The organism is Pseudomonas sp. efr-133-TYG-103a, assembly GCF_030209235.1.
Taxonomy (GTDB): Bacteria; Pseudomonadota; Gammaproteobacteria; order Pseudomonadales; family Pseudomonadaceae; genus Aquipseudomonas.
In genome coordinates, this window is the sequence record NZ_JARVSK010000044.1 from 46,469 (window position 1) to 67,645 (window position 21,177).

The following is a 21,177-nucleotide window of genomic DNA, read 5'->3' on the forward strand; positions in this document are numbered from 1 at the left end:
GGGAAGCCGCTTTTCAATGACCCCTTTAATGACCCGCCGTTTTCGAGAACAGCTGGATGACCACCACGCCCGCGACGATCAGGCCCATGCCGGCGATGGCGGGCAGATCCAGTTTCTGTCCGTAAATGAACAGCGCTGCAATGCTCACCATGACGATGCCCATGCCTGCCCATACCGCGTAGGCAACGCCCACCGGAATGGTGCGCACGACCAGGGTCAGCATCCAGAAGGCGACGGCGTAGCCAACGATGACGAGCAGCAACGGCAGCGGGGTGCTGAAGCCTTTGACCGCCTTCATCGAGACGGTACCGATGACTTCAGCGCAGATGGCGATGGCGAGCAGGTAGTAAGCAGGCATGGCGAGACTCTCAGTGACAAGCGTTCTTGATTCTTGTGCCCATTCTAGGCGTTGCTCAGATGCGGTAAAGTCATTACCTATCTGACTGGCTGATAGGTTGTGGCTGATGCAATGGAGTCTCGAGCAAATCCAGTTATTCGTCAGCGTCGCTGAGCAGCGCTCGTTTTCTGCCGTGGCGCGCGCTTCGAAACGCGCGCAGTCGGCGGTCAGCAGCGCGATCGCGATGCTCGAATCCGACTTGGGGGTGAGTCTGTTCGACCGCAGCAGTGGTCGGCAGCCGCGTCTCACCGAAGCGGGCAGTGCGTTGCTGGAAGAAGCTCGGGAGCTGCTGCGTCAGTGCGAACGACTGGATGGCCGGGCGCTGGCGCTGATGCGGGGGCAGGAGGCGCGCCTGCGTCTGGCGCTCGACGAAGCCATGCCTTATCAGCCGGTGCTGGACAGCCTTGAGGCGCTGGACGATCGGTTTCCGAGTGTCGAGGTGCAACTGGCCAGCGGCGCTCAGGGCGACGTTGCCCGCAAACTGCTGGAGCGTCGCGCCGATCTCGGTCTGCTGTTCCATCATGAACAGATGCCTCAAGCCCTGGAGCGGCGAGCGCTGGGCAGCGTTGAAATGGTGACGGTCTGTGCAACCAGTCACCCGTTGGCGGATCAGCCGCTTGTCACGCGCCAGCAGTTGGCGCGGCATCGACAGCTGCTCATTACGCCGCAGCAGAGCGGTTACCCCGGCGGTGAGCAACTGAGCCCTCAGGTATGGCGTGCCGACAGTTTCTACGCCATGGCAGAACTGCTGATGAGAGGACTGGGTTGGGCCTGGCTGCCGCGTCACGTGGTGCAATACCCGACCTATCAAAATCAGATGATCGAGCTGAGCAGCGAATGGACGCCGCCGGCGCTGGTGGTGGAAATGGTCTGGCGACGCGATGAGCCACTCGGGCCTGCCGCGCGCTGGCTCGCCGAATGTTTCACTCATCATTTGAAGGCCATTGGCTGATAAACTCCGCGCCCATGAATAGAACTCTCTACACCTTCCTGTTTCATCTTGGACTGCCTTTTATTGCACTGCGCCTCTGGCTTCGTGCCCGCAAGGCGCCTGCGTACGCGCAACGAATCGGTGAGCGCTTCGCCTTTGGGCTGCCTGCCATGCAGCGTGGCGGTATCTGGGTTCATGCCGTGTCGGTGGGCGAGAGCATCGCTGCAGCGCCCATGATTCGAGCGCTGCTGACGCGATATCCGCAGCTTCCGGTGACCATCACCTGCATGACGCCGACCGGCTCCGAACGCATTCAGTCGATGTTCGCCAACGAGCCGCGCGTGCAGCATTGCTACCTGCCTTACGACTTTCCGTGGGCGGCCTCGCGGTTTCTTGATCATGTTCAGCCGAAGATCGGTGTCATCATGGAAACCGAGCTTTGGCCCAATCACATCCATCAGTGCGCGAAGCGGGGAATACCAACGGTCCTCGCCAACGCCCGGTTGTCAGAGCGTTCGGCGCGGGGGTATGCACGGTTCGCCAGGCTTACGCGGCCGATGCTCGCCGAGATGAGCCTGATTGCCTCACAGACGCAGGTCGAGGCTCAGCGCTTTCTCGATCTGGGCGCGCGTGCGGAATCGGTGGTCGTCACCGGGTCGATCAAGTTCGATCTGACGATTGACCCCCAATTGCTGGCGCGCGCGGAGCAGCAGCGCGAGGCTTGGGGACTTGTTCAGCGCCCGGTATGGATCGCAGCCAGCACCCATGCCGGCGAGGATGAAGTGGTTTTGTCCGCCCATCGCGACGTGCTGCAATCGCACCCCGACGCCTTGCTCATCGTGGTGCCGCGTCATCCCGAACGTTTCGGCAGCGTGTTCGAACTCACTCGCCAGCAAGGTTTTTCCAGCGTTCGACGCTCCACGGGCGATCCCGTTACGCAGGCAACGTCGGTGCTCGTCGGCGATACCATGGGCGAACTGCTGTTTCTCTATGCGTTGGCGAACATCGCGTTCGTCGGCGGGAGTCTGGTGCCCAATGGCGGGCATAACCTGCTTGAGCCAGCGGCGTTGGATAAACCGGTGTTGAGCGGTCCGCACCTGTTTAACTTCCTCGAAATTGCCGCGATGCTGCGCGGTGCGGGAGCGTTGGAGGAGGCAAGCGACTCGGCAGCCTTGGCTGCATCGGTCAGGCGACTGATCGAACACCCCGAAGCCGCGAAGGCCATGGCCGATGCAGGGCTGGCGGTGATGAAAGCCAATCAGGGCGCGCTGCAGAAATTGCTGAACGGTATCGGCCGCTTGCTGCACTGAATCCGCGGCAACCGGGCCCTGACGCTGCATTCCCGCCGGATGCACCAGCCTGTTCGTGAGCAAGCTCACTCCCACAGGTTAGGCGGGGTCGCCAGGCCGTGGCTCGGACGCACGTCCTGTAGCAGCGAGCTTGCTCTGGGCCGCACTCGGACGATCGGCTGCGCAGCACTCGCGGGCAAGCGCGCTCCTACAAGGGGAATGCGTCGCTGACTGGTATCGAGCCACGACACAAAACCTGTAGGAGCGAGCTTGCTCGCGAAGGCTGACGATCCACCGCAGCTCATCCAGCGCCAGACCCTCGATCCTGCGGGTCTGACGTCGGATTATCGCTCGGTCGGCCTTTCGAAATTCTTCGCGGCTTCTTTCGCCAGATCAGGCGGGAGGAAGTCTTTGTCCGGGTTGTAGTCCGGTTTCAGGAAGCGCGACAGATCCTGCAAGTCGCCTGGGCTCAAGGTGCCAGCGGCCTGTTTCAGGCGCAGATTGTCGAGGATGTAGTCATAGCGCGTGTTGTTGTAGTCGCGCACCGAGGCGTAGAGCTGACGCTGCGCATCCAGCACGTCAACGATGTTGCGTGTGCCGACCTGATAGCCGATTTCCGTGGCCTCCAGCGCGCTCTGGTTGGAAATGATCGACTGCTTGCGCGCCTGCACCTGCTCCACGTCGGTGTTCACCGCGCGGTGCAGGTTGCGGGTGTCTTCCACCACCTGGCGGCGCAGTCCTTCGCGTTGCTGCTCGGTCTGGCCGAGGCGGGCATAGGCTTCGCGGACTTGCGAGCTGGTCAGGCCGCCGCTGTAGATCGGAATGTTCACCTGCAGGCCGATGGTGCGCTGCTCGACGCTGCCATGAAAACTTTGCCCAGTGTAGTTGGGGTTGGTGAAGCCCAGCGGGTCGTTGTCGCCTTTTTCGTACTGCGCCACGGCATCGACTGTCGGCGCATGACCGGCCTTGCGCTGGCGCAGAGTTTCTTCCGCAGCGCTGACAGCGTAATTGCTGGCCAGCAGGTTGAGGTTCTGCTGGGTCGCTGTATCGACCCACGATTTGGCGTCGTTAGGCGTCGGCGCCAGCACCGGCAATGTGTGAACGATGCCTTCGATCGAGTTGTAGTCCCGGTTGGTCAGGGTAATCAGCGCCTGAAACGCATCATCCACCTGACGCTTGGCAACGATGCGTGCTGCGCGCGCCGTGTCATAACTGGCTTGCGCCTGAAGCACATCGGTCTTGTCCGAAAGCCCGACATCGAACCGCTCGTTGGCCTGATCGAGCTGACGCTTGAACGCGGCTTCCTCAGCTTTGGTCGAGGCCAGATTGTCCTGGGCGCGCAGCACTGCGAAATAATCTTCGGCGCTTTGCAGGATCAGGTTCTGCTCGGTTGCGGACAGTTGGAGAATTGCCTGCTCATTGACGTTCTTCGCAGCCTTGAGTTGAAACCAGCGATCGGCGCGAAAGATCGGCTGACTCAGCGTCGCGCGGTAGACCGTGCCGCTGCGGTTGATCACGGCAGAGGGTTCGTCGATCTTGGTTCGGGTGTCGTTGATGTCGGCGCCGCCCGAGATGTTCGGCAGCAGGCCTGCGCGAGCCTGAGGCACGATCTCTTTCTGCGCGTCGTAGTTGGCGCGCGCGGCCGCCAGGTCGGCGTTGTTGTTGACCGCTTCCTGATAAACGCTCACCAGACCGGTCTTGGTCGGCAGTGGCAAGTCAGCTGCCCCGGCCATCGCACTCGAAGCACACGACACGGCAATGGCCAGTGAAAGTTTGCGCAGCATAGACATTCCCTAGTAGTTGTTGTCGCCAAATCTTGGTCCGATGGCTTTGGCGTCGCGTAGCGAGTGTAGTTCCGGACGATGTCGACAACAATCCGGCAAAACAGCCATTTAACAAGCGTTTGAATTCCGCGCTTGGCGTTTGCCACACGCGACGTCTAGACTGACGCCGTTCTTGTCGGGGTGCCTTGCTGTGAGGCTGAGATCGGATAATCCGGATCCCGTTGAACCTGATCAGGTTAGTGCCTGCGTAGGGAACAAGATTTCTCGTCTCCCGGCGAGTCCTCTTGAGTGTCGTCCGGGGTCGTCTTTGTTCAAATTCTGAACAGTCCTCGTCTTTCGATTCTCAGCATCCGTGTCTATTCCAGGGTGCATCCGTCCGTTCGAATCAGGCTCACGCTCCGACAAATCAATCCGCCGCTGGATGATGTCTGGAGAGCCCGTGATGAGTACAACACTAAAAAACGCCAATCTGAGTGAGTCCGCCCAGGTCGATTCGGGGTCGGTTCAGCCGTTCACCCGTTCGCAGAAAATCTACGTTCAAGGATCGCGTCCGGACATCCGTGTGCCGATGCGGGAAATCAGCCTGGACGTTACCCCCACAGACTTCGGTGGCGAGATCAACGCGCCAGTCTGCGTGTACGACACCTCGGGCCCGTACACCGACCCCAACGTCATCATCGACGTGCGCAAAGGCCTGGGCGACGTGCGCTCGGCGTGGATCAATGACCGCGGCGACACTGAACGCCTCGATGGCCTGAGTTCCGACTTCGGTCAACAGCGCCTGGCCGATGCCGAGCTGACCAAGTTGCGCTTCGCCCACGTGCGCAACCCGCGCCGCGCCAAGGCCGGGGCCAACGTCAGCCAGATGCACTACGCGCGTCAGGGCATCATCACCGCCGAGATGGAATACGTCGCCATCCGCGAAAACATGAAGCTGCAAGAGGCCCGCGCTGCCGGTCTTTTGAAGCAGCAACACGCCGGCCACAGCTTCGGCGCCAGCATCCCGAAAGAAATCACCCCTGAGTTCGTGCGCGAGGAGATTGCCCGAGGCCGCGCGATCATCCCCGCCAACATCAATCATGTGGAACTGGAGCCGATGATCATCGGCCGCAACTTCCTGGTGAAGATCAACGGCAATATCGGCAACAGCGCGCTGGGATCGTCCATCGAGGAAGAAGTGGCGAAACTGACCTGGGGCATTCGCTGGGGCTCGGATACGGTGATGGACCTGTCCACCGGCAAGCACATCCACGAAACCCGCGAGTGGATCATTCGCAACTCGCCGGTCCCGATTGGCACTGTGCCGATCTATCAGGCGCTGGAAAAAGTCGGTGGTGTCGCTGAAAACCTGACCTGGGAGCTGTTTCGCGACACGCTGATCGAACAGGCGGAGCAGGGCGTCGACTACTTCACCATCCATGCGGGCGTGCTGCTGCGCTATGTGCCGCTGACCGCCAAGCGCGTCACCGGGATCGTCAGCCGTGGCGGGTCGATCATGGCCAAGTGGTGTCTGGCGCATCACAAGGAAAACTTCCTCTACACCCACTTCGATGAAATCTGCGAAATCATGAAGGCCTACGACGTCAGCTTCTCGCTGGGCGATGGCCTGCGTCCAGGATCGATTGCCGACGCCAACGACGAAGCGCAGTTCGGCGAACTGGAAACCCTTGGCGAACTGACCAAGATTGCCTGGAAGCATGACGTCCAGTGCATGATCGAAGGCCCGGGCCATGTGCCGATGCAACTGATCAAAGAGAACATGGACAAGCAGCTGGAATGCTGCGACGAGGCGCCGTTCTACACCCTCGGCCCGCTGACCACCGACATCGCCCCCGGCTATGACCACATCACGTCCGGTATCGGCGCCGCCATGATCGGTTGGTTTGGTTGCGCGATGCTCTGCTATGTCACGCCCAAGGAACACTTGGGTCTGCCAAACAAGGATGACGTGAAGACCGGGATCATTACCTACAAGATCGCTGCCCACGCTGCCGACCTCGCAAAAGGCCACCCCGGCGCACAGATTCGCGACAACGCGTTGAGCAAGGCGCGCTTCGAATTCCGTTGGGAGGACCAGTTCAACCTTGGGCTTGATCCGGATACGGCCCGTTCCTATCACGACGAAACCCTGCCAAAGGACTCGGCGAAGGTCGCGCATTTCTGCTCCATGTGCGGGCCGAAATTCTGCTCGATGAAGATCACCCAGGAAGTCCGCGAATACGCGGCCAACCAGAAGATTGAGGCGGTTGATCTGTCCGTGGCCGAAGGCATGCGCGAACAGGCCGAGCGCTTCAGGCAGGAAGGCAGTCAGCTTTACAAAAAGGTCTGACGCGGTTTTACCCCTGTTGATTGATCGTTCCCACGCTCCGCGTGGTAACGCCCTTCTTGACGCATTGCGTCAAGGGGGCGCTGAGCGCCCCGTGCGGCATTCCCACGCAGAGCGTGGGAATGATCGTCGTCTAAACAATTGAGATTGCGACGTGAACACACCCAGCACCTACTCACCCGATATTCCCGTCCCCGCCAGCAAGCGGGTTTTCGGCGGGCGCGATCTGTTTTCCCTGTGGTTCTCCCTCGGCATCGGCCTGATGGTGCTGCAAACCGGTGCGTTGCTGGCGCCGGGGCTCGGCATGTCTGGCTCGATGCTCGCGATCGTCCTGGGCACTCTGGTGGGCGTCTTGCTGCTCGCGGCTGTCGGCGTAATCGGCAGCGACACCGGCCTGTCGTCGATGGCCGCGCTCAAGCTCAGCCTCGGCACCAGAGGCGCGGGCGTGCCGGCGATTCTCAACCTCTTGCAACTGGTCGGTTGGGGTTCGTTCGAGATCATCGTGATGCGCGACGCGGCCAGTTTGCTCGCTGCCGGGGCATTCAGCGAAGGCAGTCTGTGGACAAGTCCGCTGCTGTGGACGCTGCTGTTCGGCGGCCTGGCGACCCTGCTCGCGGTCAGTGGGCCGCTCACATTCGTGCGGCAGATTTTGCGCAAGTGGGGCATCTGGCTGCTGCTCGCGGCGTGCGCGTGGCTGACCTGGAATCTATTCGCCAAAGCTGATCTGGCCGCGCTCTGGTCCCGGGCCGGCGATGGTTCGCTGCCTTTTGCGGTTGGCTTCGATATCGCCATTGCGATGCCGCTATCCTGGCTGCCGCTCATTGCCGATTACTCCCGTTTCGGCAAACGCGCGACGGGCGTATTCGGCGGGACAGTCCTGGGGTTCTTCATCGGCAATTTCTGGCTGATGACGTTGGGCGTCGCCTACACCCTCGCGTTCGCACCCAGTGGCGAAGCCAATGCGTTATTGCTGGCGCTGGCGGGTGCAGGGATGGGCGTTCCGCTGTTGCTGATCCTGCTGGACGAATCGGAAAATGCGTTCGCCGACATTCATTCGGCTGCCGTTTCAAGCGGGATTCTGTTGAAGGCCAAGGTTGAACATCTGGCGCTGGCGATCGGCATCATCTGCACGGTGATTGCGTGCTTCGCCCCGTTGGCGCAGTACCAGAACTTCCTGTTGTTGATCGGCTCGGTGTTCGCGCCGCTGTTCGGCGTGGTGCTGGTGGATCATTTCATCCTGCGCCGTCGCAGCCATGGCGCCGCGACGACCGGTCTGCGCTGGATGACCTTGCTGGCGTGGCTCGGCGGGATTTTCACCTACCATCTGCTCGCCAATCTTTATCCGGATATCGGCGCAACACTGCCAGCGCTCGTCGTCGCTGGCGTGTTGCAGATGATCCTGAGTAAAGCCATTAGCTCCGGCCCGGAAACAGCTCAGGCTTGATGATCCCGTTGAGCTGTGGATAGGGAATCTTCAGCTCGATGTGGCCCATCGAATAAGGTGCGATGGTGTCCACCGGGTATTTCAGGATGACGGCACCGTACGTCAGGGCGACGTTTGAAGTTCGCTTGAATGGCCACATCTTCTGAAAGTCGGCGTCCTTGTCCAGCTTGGTGCTCACTTGCCAGGCTTGATGCGCCAGTTCGGCTTTTTCCCAGAACGCGCTTTCCTGGCCCGGTACCAGCATATCGGCCAGCGTCAGAACGCGCTGCTGCTGGCGCGAATAGTTGATGAACGCGCGGCCCGGATTGCCGTGAGCGCCACCGGTGTCCAGGTAGCTCGACAGCTCCACGACGACGATTCCGTCATGCTGCTCGCGTACTTTGGCTTGAAGGTAACTGCTGTTGCGCGCCGGGGCACGGCTCAGGAATTGCTCTTGATACGCCTTGATCGTTGGCGGAACGGGACCATCGGTGTCGCTGCGGGTCAGTTGCAGGAGCGTGCGCTGAACGATTGCATCCAGTTTGGGCTCGTCCGGGAAATGCACGGTGTCGATGTTCACCAGCGGGCAATCGTCTGTGGTGCAGCCGGGCTTGATCAGCTCGGAGGCGTCACGCTGAACGGTCAGCGGACTGCGCAGATTGGGTTGGAAAAGGCTTTGGCAGGCGCCCAGTATCAGGGCCAGACAGGCCAGTGAAATGATCTTCAGAAACGACATGTTGATCCTTGGCATTGGCATAAAGGGCCATCACTCGGATGTAACGGCAACCAGCTTCGACTACGGGTGGCGCAATCAGTTCGCCACTGGGCCGATTAGAGAACCTTTCGCTTGCCGTCGTCTACCCTGAGGGCCGGATTTGCCAACTCAAAGGGCTGCATCCAGCGCAGCAGCGCGTTAGGATGGGGCCAGGACACAGGTGCTCAAGCAGTGAGAGAAGTATGACTGATACCCCGAAATCGATACCGACGAAGCACGAGATCACTCAGCGCGAAACCTGCTTCAAGGGGTTCTACCAGCTGGATCGACTGCACCTGCGCCACGAACTGTTCGACGGCGGCATGAGCCCGGAAATCAAGCGCGAGCTGTTTGTCAGACACGACGCTGTCTGCGTGCTGCCTTACGATGCCAAGCGCGATCAGGTCGTGCTGATCGAGCAGTTCCGGGTAGGCGTGGTGGGCAAGTACCCCAACCCCTGGCTGATCGAAATGGTTGCAGGCCTGATCGACAAAAAAGAGGAGCCTGAACAGGTTGCTCACCGTGAGGGAGAGGAGGAAGCTGGGCTTGTCTTCGAGGCACTCTGGCCGATCACCAAGTATTTCCCTTCGCCTGGAGGCAGCAACGAGTTCGTTCATCTCTACCTGGGCAAATGCGACAGTGAAGGCGCAGGGGGGCTGCATGGCCTGGAAGAGGAAGCCGAAGACATCCGTGTGTCGGTCTGGTCCTTCGAAGATGCCATGCAGGCTGTGAAAGACGGACGCATCGTCAATGCGGCAACTATCATCGCAATACAATGGCTGGCGCTCAATCGCGCCGAGATAAGGGGGCTATGGTCGTGAATCTTCTGCGCGAGCGCTATCGTGTCGACCTCGCCGGGCTGCAAGCAGCCTGCGAGGCGAACTACGCGCGCTTGATGCGTTTGTTACCCGATATGCGCAATGCACAGCGCTCACGCAAGGTCGCTGTCACGCAAGGCGATCAGATGCTGGGCGTGCTGGCGGTCGAGGTCATACTCGACTGTCCTTACACCACCACGCTACAAGTGCGCCAGGAGCACAGCCTGCCCTGGCTGCCGGTGCCTGTGCTGGAAGTCCAGGTCTATCACGACGCGCGCATGGCCGAAGTCATCGGCGCCGAACACGCGCGGCGTTTTCAGGGCATTTATCCTTATCCCAACGCCGACATGCATCAGCCCGATGAAAAGGCCCAACTCAATCTGTTCCTGGGGGAGTGGTTGAGTCACTGCCTGGCGTGTGGGCATGAGTTTGAGTCGGTGCGCTGAAGTTGTAGGGTTTTTCCAGCTAACTTAACGCTCAAGTCTTCCAGCCTTGTAGGCTGTTTCTGAAAGTTTCGTTGCGCTGGGATTTGCGCTTTATTTTTCAGCGCTACTGGAGCTAGGTTTGCACGATCTTTTGTTTGAGGTCGTGCTATGGCTTATCTTGGAACCCATCTTTATTCCTGCGATGCGATTCCGTTTGATTGGAATGACACTTGGCTGGTGGTTGTGAGTGGTGATGGGATTAATTTTTGTGGCCACGCTTTGCTAAAAGCTGGCTATCACTACTTTCATGTATATGGCTGGAATCGGCCATTTCACCTCACTGAGGCAGGCTACCAAAGATATGTGAGAGAGGGAGCGAAGACTGAGATATTCAGGCGCCGGGTCTTCATTTCCAATCCCGAGGGTGCTCAAAAAAAGATTGAATCGTTAAGCGTAAATATTTGGTATTGGCTTGCTATTCCCAGTAATTGCGTGAGTTATGTAGAGGATATTTTGCTTGCGGGTGGTGCAGATGACTCCATCTTTACTAACTGTCCTGCGAGGTGGGAATGAAACTAATAAAGTTAATTGTCTATGGCATCGTTTTAGCAGCGGTCGTTAATTTTTTCTTCGTGATTTTCTTTGTTCCACCTGGTCAGCCCGCGCCGGCGCTTGCTACCGGAGCTGTATATCTCACGGGCTTTCTTTTGGGCGCATGGCTATCGCGTTACGTCTCCTGGGGCTGGTCATTGGGAGGGGTAGGCGGGATGTTCGCAGGGTTGGTTGTTCCGACACCCCTTATGTTCTTTTTTCCTGATACCAGCTATGAAAAAGTCTTGCCTTGGCTTTTTTTAAGTGCAGCAATTAGTTTTCCCCTTGGTGGTTACTACGTCGACAAAATGTTCCGGCGGGTAAGCGATTATTGGCATGCGCGAAGTCTCGGGCATGATAACTGAGAGCCAGCCCTCACTTCGGCATTTGCCCGTCGGCGCTCCAGCCACCATAATCCGGCCATACCCGCTCAAGGAGATGGCCATTGCCGAGCACACCTCTGAATTCGTCCTCCGTCCTGGTGGTGCAACTGTCCGATAGCCACCTGTTCGCTGAAGCGGACGGCAAGCTCTTGGGCATGGCCACGCGCGACAGCCTGAGTGCCGTCGTTGATCGGGTGCTGGCCGAACAGTCGGCGATCGACCTGGTGCTCGCCACGGGCGATTTGTCTCAGGACGGCTCCGTCGAGTCTTATCAGGCGTTTCGCCAGTCGAGTGAGCGCCTGTCCGCGCCCAAGCGCTGGCTACCTGGCAACCATGACGAACTTCGGGAAATGGCAATTGCCGCTCAGCAGAGTGACTTTCTTGAGCCTGTCGTGGACGTTGGAAACTGGCGTATCACGATGCTGGACTCTGCCGTTCCGGGCTCCGTGCCGGGCTATCTGGAAGACAAACAGCTGCAACTGCTCGCTCAGGCGTTGAGCGAAGCACCTCAACGTCATCATCTGATTTGCCTGCACCATCATCCGGTGCCCATTGGCGCGGCGTGGATGGAGCCGATCGGGCTGCGCAACCCCGAGGCTCTGTTCTCGGTGCTGGAACGCTTTCCTCAGGGTCGGGCGCTGCTTTGGGGGCATGTGCATCAGGAATACGATCAGCAACGTGACGGCTTGAGGTTGATGGCGTCGCCGTCCACGTGTATTCAGTTCGCGCCTGACAGTGAGGATTTCAAGCTCGATGCGCTGGCGCCGGGATATCGCTGGTTGCGGCTGCACGATGACGGCCGGATCGAAACCGGCGTATCGCGGATTGACCCCAGTCTGTTCGAAGTCGACCTCAGTGGTGCCGGTTATTGATGGAAATGCTTCGAACCTCAGCGGTTGATCAACAAACGAGTTTTCCCTGGGTTGTCCCTGTAAACTGCGTGGCTTTGCGTGTTGATGCGCTGCTTCTGGAGATAACCGCGTGAACCAGGATCACCCGACGCTTCTTTATATACATGGCTTGAACAGCTCAGCGATGTCGAAAAAAGCCACACAGCTGGCCGAGCTGATGAAAACCCTGGGGTTGAGCGAGCAGTTGCGGGTGCCAGAGCTGCACCATCATCCGCGTCAGGCAGTGGCCCAACTGGAGAACGCCATTGAAGAACTGGGCGGGCGGCCATTACTGGTCGGCAGCTCGCTCGGCGGCTACTATGCGACTCACCTGGCGGAGCGTCATGGCCTCAAGGCCGTGCTGATCAACCCGGCGGTGAATCCGCATCAGTTGTTCGACGGCTTTCTGGGCACCCAACAAAATCTTTATACCGGCGAGAGCTGGGAGCTGACGCACGATCACGTGGCAGCGCTGGCAGAGCTCGAAGTGCCGGCCCCGCAAGATCCTCAGCGTATCCAGGTGTGGCTGCAGACCGGCGATGAAACTCTGGATTATCGTCGCGCGCAGGCATTTTACCGGGCTTGCGCGTTACGCATCGAGGCCGGGGGCGATCACGGTTTTCAAGGATTCGCGTCGAAACTGCCCGCTCTGCTCGGATTTGCCGGTTTCGCGCCGGAATTGCTCCAGGCGATCGATCTGTCGGTGCTGTAACCCGACCGGATCGACGCATTTGCTGAAACAACGATGTAGAAGAGTGTCACTCCGAAATTTCATGAACGACTTGATGACGAGACCCCATGGCCAATCCCAGCGCTAGCTCTTATAACGCAGACGCCATCGAAGTCCTCTCGGGCCTCGACCCGGTCCGCAAACGGCCGGGCATGTACACCGACACCACGCGGCCGAACCACCTGGCGCAGGAAGTCATCGACAACAGCGTCGACGAAGCGCTGGCGGGGCACGCCAGATCGGTGCAGGTCATCCTCCACGCCGATAACTCCCTTGAAGTGGCCGATGACGGTCGCGGCATGCCAGTGGACATCCACCCGGAAGAAGGCGTTTCCGGTGTCGAATTGATCCTCACCAAGCTGCACGCGGGCGGTAAGTTCTCCAACAAGAACTACCAGTTCTCCGGCGGTTTGCACGGGGTGGGTATTTCGGTGGTCAACGCGCTCTCCACCCAAGTGCGGGTGCGGGTCAAGCGCGACGGCAACGAATATGAAATGACCTTCGCCGATGGCTTCAAGGCCAGCGAGTTGGCCGTCGTCGGCACAGTGGGCAAGCGCAATACAGGCACCAGCGTGTTTTTTGCGCCGGACCCTAAATATTTCGACAGCCCCAAGTTCTCCGTCAGCCGCCTCAAGCACGTGCTCAAGGCCAAGGCTGTCCTGTGCCCGGGCCTCTTGGTCAGCTTCGAGGACAAGGGCACAGGCGAGAAAGTCGAGTGGCATTACGAAGACGGGCTGCGCTCGTATCTTCAGGATTCGGTGAACGAGTTCCTGCGCCTGCCCGACGAGCCCTTCTGTGGTTCGTTCGCGGGTAACAAGGAAGCCGTCGACTGGGCGTTGCTCTGGCTGCCTGAGGGTGGCGACAGCGTTCAGGAGAGCTACGTCAACCTGATCCCGACCGCGCAGGGCGGTACTCACGTCAATGGTCTGCGCCAGGGCTTGCTCGATGCCATGCGCGAATTCTGTGAGTTCCGCAATCTGCTGCCGCGTGGCGTGAAGCTGGCGCCGGAAGACGTCTGGGAGCGGATCGCGTTCGTTCTGTCGATGAAGATGCAAGAGCCCCAGTTCTCCGGTCAGACCAAAGAGCGTCTGTCGTCTCGTGAGGCGGCGGCGTTCGTCTCCGGCGTGGTCAAGGACGCATTCAGCCTGTGGCTCAACGCTCACCCTGAAATGGGCATGCAGTTGGCGGAGCTGGCGATCAACAACGCCGGACGCCGACTCAAGGCAAGCAAGAAAGTCGAGCGAAAACGCATCACTCAAGGTCCGGCGCTGCCGGGCAAACTGGCCGATTGCGCCGGCCAGGATCCGATGCGCGCCGAACTGTTTCTGGTCGAGGGTGATTCTGCCGGCGGTTCGGCCAAGCAGGCGCGCGACAAGGAGTTTCAGGCCATCCTGCCGCTTCGCGGGAAAATTCTGAACACCTGGGAAGTCGATGGCGGTGAAGTGCTCGCCAGCCAGGAAGTCCACAACATCGCGGTCGCCATCGGGGTTGATCCAGGCGCGGCCGACATGAGCCAGTTGCGATACGGCAAGATCTGCATCCTCGCCGATGCCGACTCCGACGGCCTGCACATCGCCACCTTGCTGTGCGCCCTGTTCGTGCAGCATTTCCGTCCGCTGGTCGACGCCGGCCACGTGTACGTCGCAATGCCGCCGCTTTACCGCATCGACCTGGGCAAGGACATTTATTACGCACTGGATGAAGCTGAGCGCGATGGCATCCTCGATCGTCTGGTGGCCGAGAAGAAGCGCGGCAAGCCTCAGGTCACGCGATTCAAAGGTCTGGGCGAGATGAACCCGCCGCAGCTGCGTGAAACCACCATGGACCCGAACACCCGTCGTCTTGTCCAGCTGACGCTGGATGATTTCGAGGCCACTTCGGAAATCATGGACATGCTGTTGGCGAAGAAACGTGCAGGCGACCGCAAGACCTGGCTCGAATCCAAGGGCAACCTTGCTGAGGTGCTGGTCTGATGCGAGCCTGGTTTGCAGCCCTGTTGTTGCTCGCTGCCCCAGTCTTCGCCGCACCGTTGCCCGAACTGAAATTGTTGTCCGAGCACCCGGTCGACGACATGATCGGCGGCAACCTGTCGGGGCTGGCGTCGTGCAATGGCGTGTTGTGGACGGTTTCTGACCGCGATGACACCTTGCTGTATAGCCTCGACACCTCGGCGACGGTCTGGAAAGCCCGTGGCCAGGTGATCGAGATCCCGCCGATTCCAGACAGCGGGCTGTCAGCGACCTTGCGTGCGATGGCCAAGGCTTCAGCGATTCTTCGTGGCGGCGATCTGGATTTCGAGGGCGTGAGCTGCGATGCCGCCGGCAACCGTTATCTGGTCAGCGAGGCTTACGCCACGGTGCTCAAGGTGCCTGTCAGCGGGGCGCCGGTCTGGCTGGAATTGCCGGGCAAGCTGGTCAAGGAAGCGCAGTCAGCAGGGATGCTGCAGCACTTCAATGCGATTTTCGAAGGCATCGCGATCAATCCGGCAGGCGATCAGTTATGGCTGGCCGCCGAGCGTGACAAGCGAGGTCTGTTGACGGCGCGCCTTGGTAAAGACGGCTGGGCCTGTGATGCGAGCTGTATTCTGCGGGTCGAGTCAGGCAATGACATTCTGCCGCCGCAAGTGGGCGGGAAGGCCGTTGGCAAAGATTTTGCGGATATTTCGTTGTACAAGGGCAAGTTGTTCGCGCTTGAGCGCGCAGCCTACCGCATCTGCCGACGCTCTCTGGAGACCGGGCAGCTCGAAGCGTGTTGGTCATTCGCAAAGGAAGCGCTGCAACCCAACCGCCTGTATGACCAGAAATACGGCCTGACCGAAGCGCTGGTCATCGATGACAGCGGTGCGTGGGTCGGGGTCGACAATAACTTTGGCGCTCGCGCCGACGGAGAAAAGCGTCCGATCGTCTGGCGCTTCGCTGCGCCAGCCGGTGGCTGGGGCGGCAAGCCTTGACACAGGCGCCACCCGGCAGACGCGCCGGGCGTCTCATGCTGATCATCGTCTGGGCTGCGGGGCTGTTTCTGGCCACGCGTTTTTTCGGCGATTGGGAGCAGCGACAGGAAAGCCCGAACACCAGCGTTACTTCACGGCAGGGTGATGGCTATGTCGAAGTGCAATTGACGAGCAACCGTCAGGGGCACTTCGTCATGAGCGGGCAGATCGACTCGCACCCGGTCCAGTTCATGCTCGACACGGGAGCGACCAATGTCGCCATTCCCGAAGAAGTGGCGAACACGTTGCGCCTTGAGCGTGGCGAGCGGGTTCAGGTGAGTACGGCCAATGGCCGCACCGAGGCGTTCCGGACCACGCTGCAACGGCTGCAAATTGGCGACATCGTCTTGAGCAATGTGCGCGCCCTGGTGGTGCCCGGCCTGGACGGTGAGCAGGTGCTGCTTGGCATGAGCGCCATGAAACAACTCGAATTCACACAGCGCGGCGGCACATTGCTGCTGCGTCAGACGACAAAATGATGAGGCCCGCATGAGCGACTCCCTTGACCTCAGCCTGGATGGCGTAGAACGCCGATCACTGGCTGACTTCACCGAACAGGCCTACCTCAACTATTCCATGTACGTGATCATGGACCGCGCCTTGCCGCACATCGGTGACGGCTTGAAGCCCGTGCAGCGGCGGATTGTCTACGCCATGAGCGAACTGGGCCTGGACGCCGACGCCAAGCACAAGAAATCGGCGCGCACCGTCGGTGACGTACTCGGCAAGTTCCACCCGCACGGTGACTCCGCGTGCTATGAGGCCATGGTGCTGATGGCTCAGTCGTTCAGCTATCGCTATACGCTGGTCGATGGTCAAGGGAACTGGGGGGCGCCGGATGATCCCAAGTCGTTCGCGGCCATGCGCTACACCGAGGCGCGCCTGTCGCGCTATTCGGAAGTGCTGCTGACCGAACTGGGTCAAGGCACCGCTGACTGGGTCCCCAACTTCGACGGTACGCTGGACGAACCGGCAGTATTGCCGGCACGTTTGCCGAATATCCTGCTCAATGGCACCACCGGTATCGCCGTGGGCATGGCGACCGACGTCCCGCCGCACAACCTGCGTGAAGTCGCGTCTGCCTGCGTGCGTTTGCTCGATGAGCCCAAAGCCACCATCGAGCAGCTGTGTGAGCACGTGCAGGGGCCGGACTACCCGACCGAAGCCGAAATCATCACGCCGCGCGCCGACCTGCTGAAGATCTACGAAAGTGGTCGCGGCTCGGTACGCATGCGTGCCGTTTACCGTGTCGAGGATGGCGACATCGTGGTCACCGCGCTGCCGCATCAGGTTTCCGGCGCTAAGGTGCTGGAGCAGATCGCCGCGCAGATGCAGGCCAAGAAGCTGCCGATGGTCGCGGACCTGCGTGATGAGTCCGATCATGAGCACCCATGCCGCATCGTGATCATTCCGCGCTCTAACCGCGTCGATCCTGAAGAGCTGATGCAACACCTGTTCGCCACTACGGAGCTTGAGTCCAGCTACCGGGTGAACATCAACATCATCGGCCTGGACGGCAAGCCGCAGCTCAAGAACCTCAAGGCGCTGCTGTCTGAGTGGCTGACATTCCGCATCAACACGGTGCGTCGTCGCTTGCAATTCCGTCTGGACAAAGTGCAGAAGCGCCTGCACCTGTTGGAAGGTTTGCTGACCGCTTACCTGAATCTGGATGAGGTGATCCACATCATCCGCACCGCTGAGCATCCGAAGGCCGAGCTGATTGCCCGCTTCGACCTCTCGGAGATCCAGGCCGACTACATCCTCGACACCCGACTGCGTCAGTTGGCGCGTCTGGAAGAGATGAAGCTGCGCGGCGAGCAGGACGAACTGCTCAAGGAACAGGCCAAGCTGCTGGCTCTGCTGGGCAGCGAGACCAAGCTGCGCAAGCTGGTGCGTTCCGAACTGATCGCGGACGCCGAAACCTATGGCGATGATCGCCGCTCGCCAATCGTGGAGCGCGCCGAAGCCAAGGCGTTGTCAGAAAACGAGCTCATGCCGACTGAGCCGGTGACGGTCGTGCTGTCAGAAAAAGGCTGGGTGCGTTGCGCCAAAGGTCATGACATCGATGCAACAGGGCTCTCCTACAAGGCTGGCGACGGATTCAAGGCAGCAGCGGCGGGGCGTTCGAATCAGTTCGCTGTGTTCATCGACTCGACCGGGCGCAGCTATTCGCTGGCAGCGCATACGTTGCCTTCTGCTCGAGGCCAGGGCGATCCACTCACCGGTCGCCTGACGCCGCCACCTGCAGCGACGTTCGAATGCGTGCTGCTGCCCGATGATGACGCGCTGTACGTGATCGCCTCCGACGCCGGTTACGGTTTCGTCGTGAAGGGCGAGGACCTGCAGGCGAAGAACAAGGCGGGCAAGGCGCTGTTGAGCCTGCCGACGGGTGCCAAGGTCATCTTGCCGCGTCCCGTGCCAGATCGGGAGCAGAACTGGCTGGCGGCGGTCACGACCGAGGGTCGCCTGCTGGTGTTCAAAATTGCCGATCTGCCGCAGCTGGGCAAGGGTAAAGGCAACAAGATCATCGGCATTCCTGGCGAGCGCGTTGCCAGCCGAGAAGAGTTCGTGACCGACCTGGCGGTGATTCCGGAAGGCGCCACTCTGGTGTTGCAGGCTGGCAAACGTACGCTTTCTCTCAAGGCTGACGATCTGGAACACTACAAAGGCGAGCGCGGAAGACGTGGCAATAAGCTACCACGCGGATTTCAGCGCGTGGATGCCCTGTTGGTGGAAACTGGTGCTTAAGAAGCTGATTTGAGCGTCCGATCTTCGTTTCGTCACGAAGATCGACGCAGAATCGCTGGAGTCATCGCGCATATTCACGGATGATATGACGTCTTGAGGTGCAGGCGTGGCTGAGTGCCTTCATGGTTTCTTGAGTATTTGACATCGTGGCGCGCCTTGGGCGCCCACTTGGACGGAATGATGAATTTTCTACGCGTTCCTGTTGTTCTGCTGTTGACTGGCGTTTTAGGTTTGGCCGGGTGCAGCGTTCATCAACCCACTTCGCTCTATCAGCTGGACAGCGGCGAACCTGGGCAACCGAAACAAAGTGCCGGAGTCGCAGTTTTGCTGGGTCCGGTTGCCGTTGCTGATTATCTGCAACGGGAAACATTACTGCAGCGCCAGCCAGACGGCAGTCTGACGGCTTCGACGGACGGTCGGTGGGCGGGCAGTCTGTCGGCCGATATCGATCAACTGTTGCTTCGCCAGCTGGCCTGGAAGCTTGATAGCCAGCGCGTGGTGATGGCACCGGCTGCTGCCAACTTCACGCCGGACGTGCAAGTCGTGCTGTCGATCACCCGTCTGGACTCGGGCGAGAACCAGCCGGCTGTGCTCGATGCGCAATGGCGTCTGCTGGATCGCCGGGGCACCGTTCGCGACAGCAAACTGGTTCACCTCGAAGAGCCGCATGCTGGCACTTCCGCTGCTCAGGTCAAAGCGCAAGGCGTGTTGCTGCAGCGTCTGGCCGATCAGTTGAGCGTGGCGGTGAAGCCGATTGCCAGCCAGCCGCTGGTTGCAGACGAACCGAGAAAGGCTGCCCAACCGGCCAAGACCCGAACCGATCAGGACAAGCCAAAGATTCCAATGGCTTCCCCGATTCGCACCGATCTTGAAGTGTTCCGCTTCTGATCCAGGCGCAAACAAAAAGCCCGCAGTGATGCGGGCTTTTTTGTGGATGATGTTCCAGTGCTCTTGATTCGACCGGTAGGGCGTAGGAGTCCAGCTTGCTGACCATCTGCTGCAAAGCAGCAGTCAATCCTGAGCATGCGGTGTATCGGGTGCAGCCAAGGTGTCAGGTTTCGCTGCCGCTGCGCGCCAGATCGCTGGCAAGCCAAGCTCCTACGGCCTCCGGCCAGAATCAGAAGCTGACAGCGGGACCATCATCAGGTCCCGCAGTGTTTCAACTGAGGGTCATACCTTGCGCGCTTCGTGCATGCGCGCGAGTTGGCGTTCGAGCATCGATGGATAGGGCTCCATCAGGCGTTCGACGCAGCTGGCACCTTCCGGGCTGGCGATGGGGCGAATGCGTGCACGCTGACGAATGGTGTGGTCTTCGCTGATCTTGCGTTCCACCAGCAGCAGGTTGCGGCTGTGTTGCGACAGCGCCAGTGCGTCCTGAGCGGTTTCGGTCAACAGCAGGTCGATCTGGTTCATGCCGTGCAGGCCTTCACCCAGCGTCAGACCCAGCTGCAATTGCAAGGTGATGCCGCTGTCTGCGACTTCAATCTGCAAGGCGTGGCTCAATGCACGAAGAAGCTCACCACAGCAGATTGCATTGGTCAGGTAATCATCGCCGCTGTCCTGGGTGCTGAACACCATCAGCGAGCTGCCGTCGTTCAGTGTGTGAAGCTCGCTGTCGTACAGCGAAGCAGCCTGATCGATACAGTCGCGATAACGCTCGAGCAGCTCGGTCAAGCGGGCCCGTGGCAGACGACGCAGTTGTTCCTGAGAGCCCAGCTGCACGGCAAGCACTGCGCTGTATTGCGGCTGTGAAGGAACGACCGGGAGCATCGGCCGCGGCGCAGGCTTCTGGGCCACCGCGGAGTCGTCGCGCAGATCGGCAAACGGGTCGTCTTCGTCCTCTTCGTCTTCCTCGGCAACGATACGCCTTGCCGGGATCGCCGTAGCGCGCGGCTTGGGCGCATCATCGAAATCGTGATCACCCAGATCGCTGGTGTCGAACTCGGGCGAGCTGTCATCGTCGGCGTGCTCGGGCTCAGGAACCGGCTCCGGTTCCGGCTCAGGCGGTGCGTAAGATGCCTTGAGCTGACGGGCCAGATCGCCGATCTCATCCTGACGATCCGTTGCCGGCGTGTAGGGGTCGATGTAGCGCAACCACATGCGCAATTGCAGCATGGGCGTGGAAATGTGACGCCCCAGGCGCAGGCTGAGCGCCAATGCCAGCGCCAGCAGAATACCGGCGAGAATGCCCATGCTTTGCAGGCTGATGGTCAGCGGCTGCTGGAATTGGGTCATATCCAGACTGATGCGCAGGGTGCCCGCGACGACATCCTGGAACGTGACCTTGATCTCGTAGAGCCCTTCGGCTTCGCCCAGCAGGCCGTTTTTCGGGCGCTGGCCGGCTTCGGCAAGAATGCGGTTATCCACGCTATAAATAGCGGCGTGAGCGACCAGCGGGTTTTTGACCAGATTGCCCAGCAGCACGTTGAGGCTGAGGATGTCGTTGGACACCAGCAGCTCTGTCGCGGAGGTCGCTGTTTGCGTGGTCAGGGCCTGCCCCAATGCGTCCGCCTGTTCGTGCATGGCTTGCTTGAACTGCAATCCCATCACGCAGGCGTAGATCACCAGCGCCAGCGCGACGAGAATCACGTTGTGGCTGGCGATGCGCAAAGCAATCGGTACACGTCGATGACGCAATGCCCGGAAGATCAGCAAGAAGAAATTATCGGTTTTTACTGGCGTGGGCCGGTTCACTGAGC

18 protein-coding genes, 2 pseudogenes and 1 riboswitch are annotated in these 21,177 nt (G+C 60.1%); of the genes and pseudogenes, 15 read left to right on the forward strand and 5 right to left on the reverse strand.

Annotation, left to right across the window (positions count from 1 at the left end):
• Positions 1–25: 25 nt before the first annotated feature.
• Positions 26–358: a multidrug efflux SMR transporter gene (locus QRN36_RS26560; protein ID WP_093465145.1), complete on the reverse strand. Its 333-nt coding sequence runs from the start codon at positions 356–358 to the stop codon at positions 26–28.
• A 106-nt stretch (positions 359–464) separates the two neighbouring features.
• On the opposite strand from QRN36_RS26560, the gene QRN36_RS26565 reads away from it, so the two are divergent.
• Together QRN36_RS26565 and waaA are read left to right on the forward strand one after the other, a co-directional pair.
• Positions 465–1,349, forward strand: a complete 885-nt coding sequence (locus QRN36_RS26565; RefSeq protein ID WP_285426748.1) for a LysR family transcriptional regulator — start codon at positions 465–467, stop codon at positions 1,347–1,349.
• Positions 1,350–1,363: 14 nt separating this feature from the next.
• On the forward strand, positions 1,364–2,638 hold the full coding sequence (waaA, locus tag QRN36_RS26570) for a lipid IV(A) 3-deoxy-D-manno-octulosonic acid transferase (protein WP_285426749.1): 1,275 nt from the start codon (positions 1,364–1,366) through the stop codon (positions 2,636–2,638).
• Positions 2,639–2,961: 323 nt separating this feature from the next.
• Here waaA and QRN36_RS26575 read toward each other — a convergent pair whose 3' ends face one another.
• Positions 2,962–4,401 carry a TolC family outer membrane protein gene (locus tag QRN36_RS26575; protein ID WP_285426750.1) on the reverse strand — a complete coding sequence of 480 codons (1,440 nt, stop codon included), beginning with the start codon at positions 4,399–4,401 and terminating at the stop codon, positions 2,962–2,964.
• A gap of 166 nt (positions 4,402–4,567) precedes the next feature.
• A riboswitch (TPP riboswitch) is annotated at positions 4,568–4,672 on the forward strand.
• Between the two features lie 171 nt (positions 4,673–4,843).
• Here QRN36_RS26575 and thiC point away from each other — a divergent pair.
• Positions 4,844–6,730: a phosphomethylpyrimidine synthase ThiC gene (gene thiC / locus QRN36_RS26580; protein ID WP_285426751.1), complete on the forward strand. Its 1,887-nt coding sequence runs from the start codon at positions 4,844–4,846 to the stop codon at positions 6,728–6,730.
• Between the two features lie 151 nt (positions 6,731–6,881).
• Complete coding sequence (gene cytX, locus QRN36_RS26585) at positions 6,882–8,171, forward strand: putative hydroxymethylpyrimidine transporter CytX (RefSeq protein WP_285426752.1); 1,290 nt, start codon at positions 6,882–6,884, stop codon at positions 8,169–8,171.
• Here the strand turns inward: cytX and QRN36_RS26590 are convergent.
• Positions 8,140–8,886, reverse strand: coding sequence for an RsiV family protein (locus QRN36_RS26590; RefSeq protein ID WP_285426753.1), 747 nt, complete (start codon positions 8,884–8,886; stop codon positions 8,140–8,142). The genes cytX and QRN36_RS26590 overlap by 32 nt on opposite strands.
• 221 nt (positions 8,887–9,107) lie before the next feature.
• On the opposite strand from QRN36_RS26590, the gene QRN36_RS26595 reads away from it, so the two are divergent.
• The 11 genes from QRN36_RS26595 to QRN36_RS26645 all read left to right on the forward strand — a co-directional run bounded on the left by QRN36_RS26595 (position 9,108) and on the right by QRN36_RS26645 (position 19,366).
• Positions 9,108–9,725 carry an NUDIX domain-containing protein gene (locus QRN36_RS26595; RefSeq protein ID WP_093465111.1) on the forward strand — a complete coding sequence of 206 codons (618 nt, stop codon included), beginning with the start codon at positions 9,108–9,110 and terminating at the stop codon, positions 9,723–9,725.
• On the forward strand, positions 9,716–10,168 hold the full coding sequence (locus QRN36_RS26600) for a DUF1249 domain-containing protein (protein WP_285426754.1): 453 nt from the start codon (positions 9,716–9,718) through the stop codon (positions 10,166–10,168). Before QRN36_RS26595 ends, QRN36_RS26600 begins: the two co-directional genes overlap by 10 nt.
• 147 nt (positions 10,169–10,315) lie before the next feature.
• A complete protein-coding gene (locus tag QRN36_RS26605) occupies positions 10,316–10,720 on the forward strand; it encodes a hypothetical protein (protein ID WP_285426755.1) in 405 nt (134 codons plus the stop codon).
• On the forward strand, positions 10,717–11,103 hold the full coding sequence (locus QRN36_RS26610) for a hypothetical protein (protein WP_285426756.1): 387 nt from the start codon (positions 10,717–10,719) through the stop codon (positions 11,101–11,103). Before QRN36_RS26605 ends, QRN36_RS26610 begins: the two co-directional genes overlap by 4 nt.
• 80 nt (positions 11,104–11,183) lie before the next feature.
• On the forward strand, positions 11,184–11,993 hold the full coding sequence (gene cpdA, locus QRN36_RS26615) for a 3',5'-cyclic-AMP phosphodiesterase (RefSeq protein ID WP_285426757.1): 810 nt from the start codon (positions 11,184–11,186) through the stop codon (positions 11,991–11,993).
• Positions 11,994–12,156: 163 nt separating this feature from the next.
• On the forward strand, positions 12,157–12,723 hold the full coding sequence (locus QRN36_RS26620; protein WP_256214529.1) for a YqiA/YcfP family alpha/beta fold hydrolase: 567 nt from the start codon (positions 12,157–12,159) through the stop codon (positions 12,721–12,723).
• A gap of 86 nt (positions 12,724–12,809) precedes the next feature.
• Positions 12,810–14,714 (forward strand): DNA topoisomerase IV subunit B, encoded by a 1,905-nt coding sequence (parE, locus tag QRN36_RS26625; protein ID WP_093465103.1) that lies wholly within the window; start codon positions 12,810–12,812, stop codon positions 14,712–14,714.
• Positions 14,714–15,691, forward strand: coding sequence for an esterase-like activity of phytase family protein (locus tag QRN36_RS26630; RefSeq protein WP_285426758.1), 978 nt, complete (start codon positions 14,714–14,716; stop codon positions 15,689–15,691). Before parE ends, QRN36_RS26630 begins: the two co-directional genes overlap by 1 nt.
• Positions 15,692–15,726: 35 nt before the next feature.
• Positions 15,727–16,209: a TIGR02281 family clan AA aspartic protease gene (locus tag QRN36_RS26635; RefSeq protein ID WP_285426759.1), complete on the forward strand. Its 483-nt coding sequence runs from the start codon at positions 15,727–15,729 to the stop codon at positions 16,207–16,209.
• Positions 16,210–16,219: 10 nt separating this feature from the next.
• A complete protein-coding gene (parC, locus tag QRN36_RS26640; protein ID WP_285426760.1) occupies positions 16,220–18,478 on the forward strand; it encodes a DNA topoisomerase IV subunit A in 2,259 nt (752 codons plus the stop codon).
• 180 nt (positions 18,479–18,658) lie between these two features.
• Complete coding sequence (locus tag QRN36_RS26645; protein ID WP_093465095.1) at positions 18,659–19,366, forward strand: membrane integrity-associated transporter subunit PqiC; 708 nt, start codon at positions 18,659–18,661, stop codon at positions 19,364–19,366.
• 282 nt (positions 19,367–19,648) lie between these two features.
• On the opposite strand, the pseudogene QRN36_RS27780 reads toward QRN36_RS26645, so the two are convergent.
• A pseudogene (locus QRN36_RS27780) lies at positions 19,649–20,377 on the reverse strand (histidine kinase); the annotation flags it as partial.
• Positions 20,378–20,443: 66 nt separating this feature from the next.
• Positions 20,444–21,172, reverse strand: a pseudogene (locus QRN36_RS27785) (histidine kinase); the annotation flags it as partial.
• Positions 21,173–21,177: the final 5 nt, after the last annotated feature.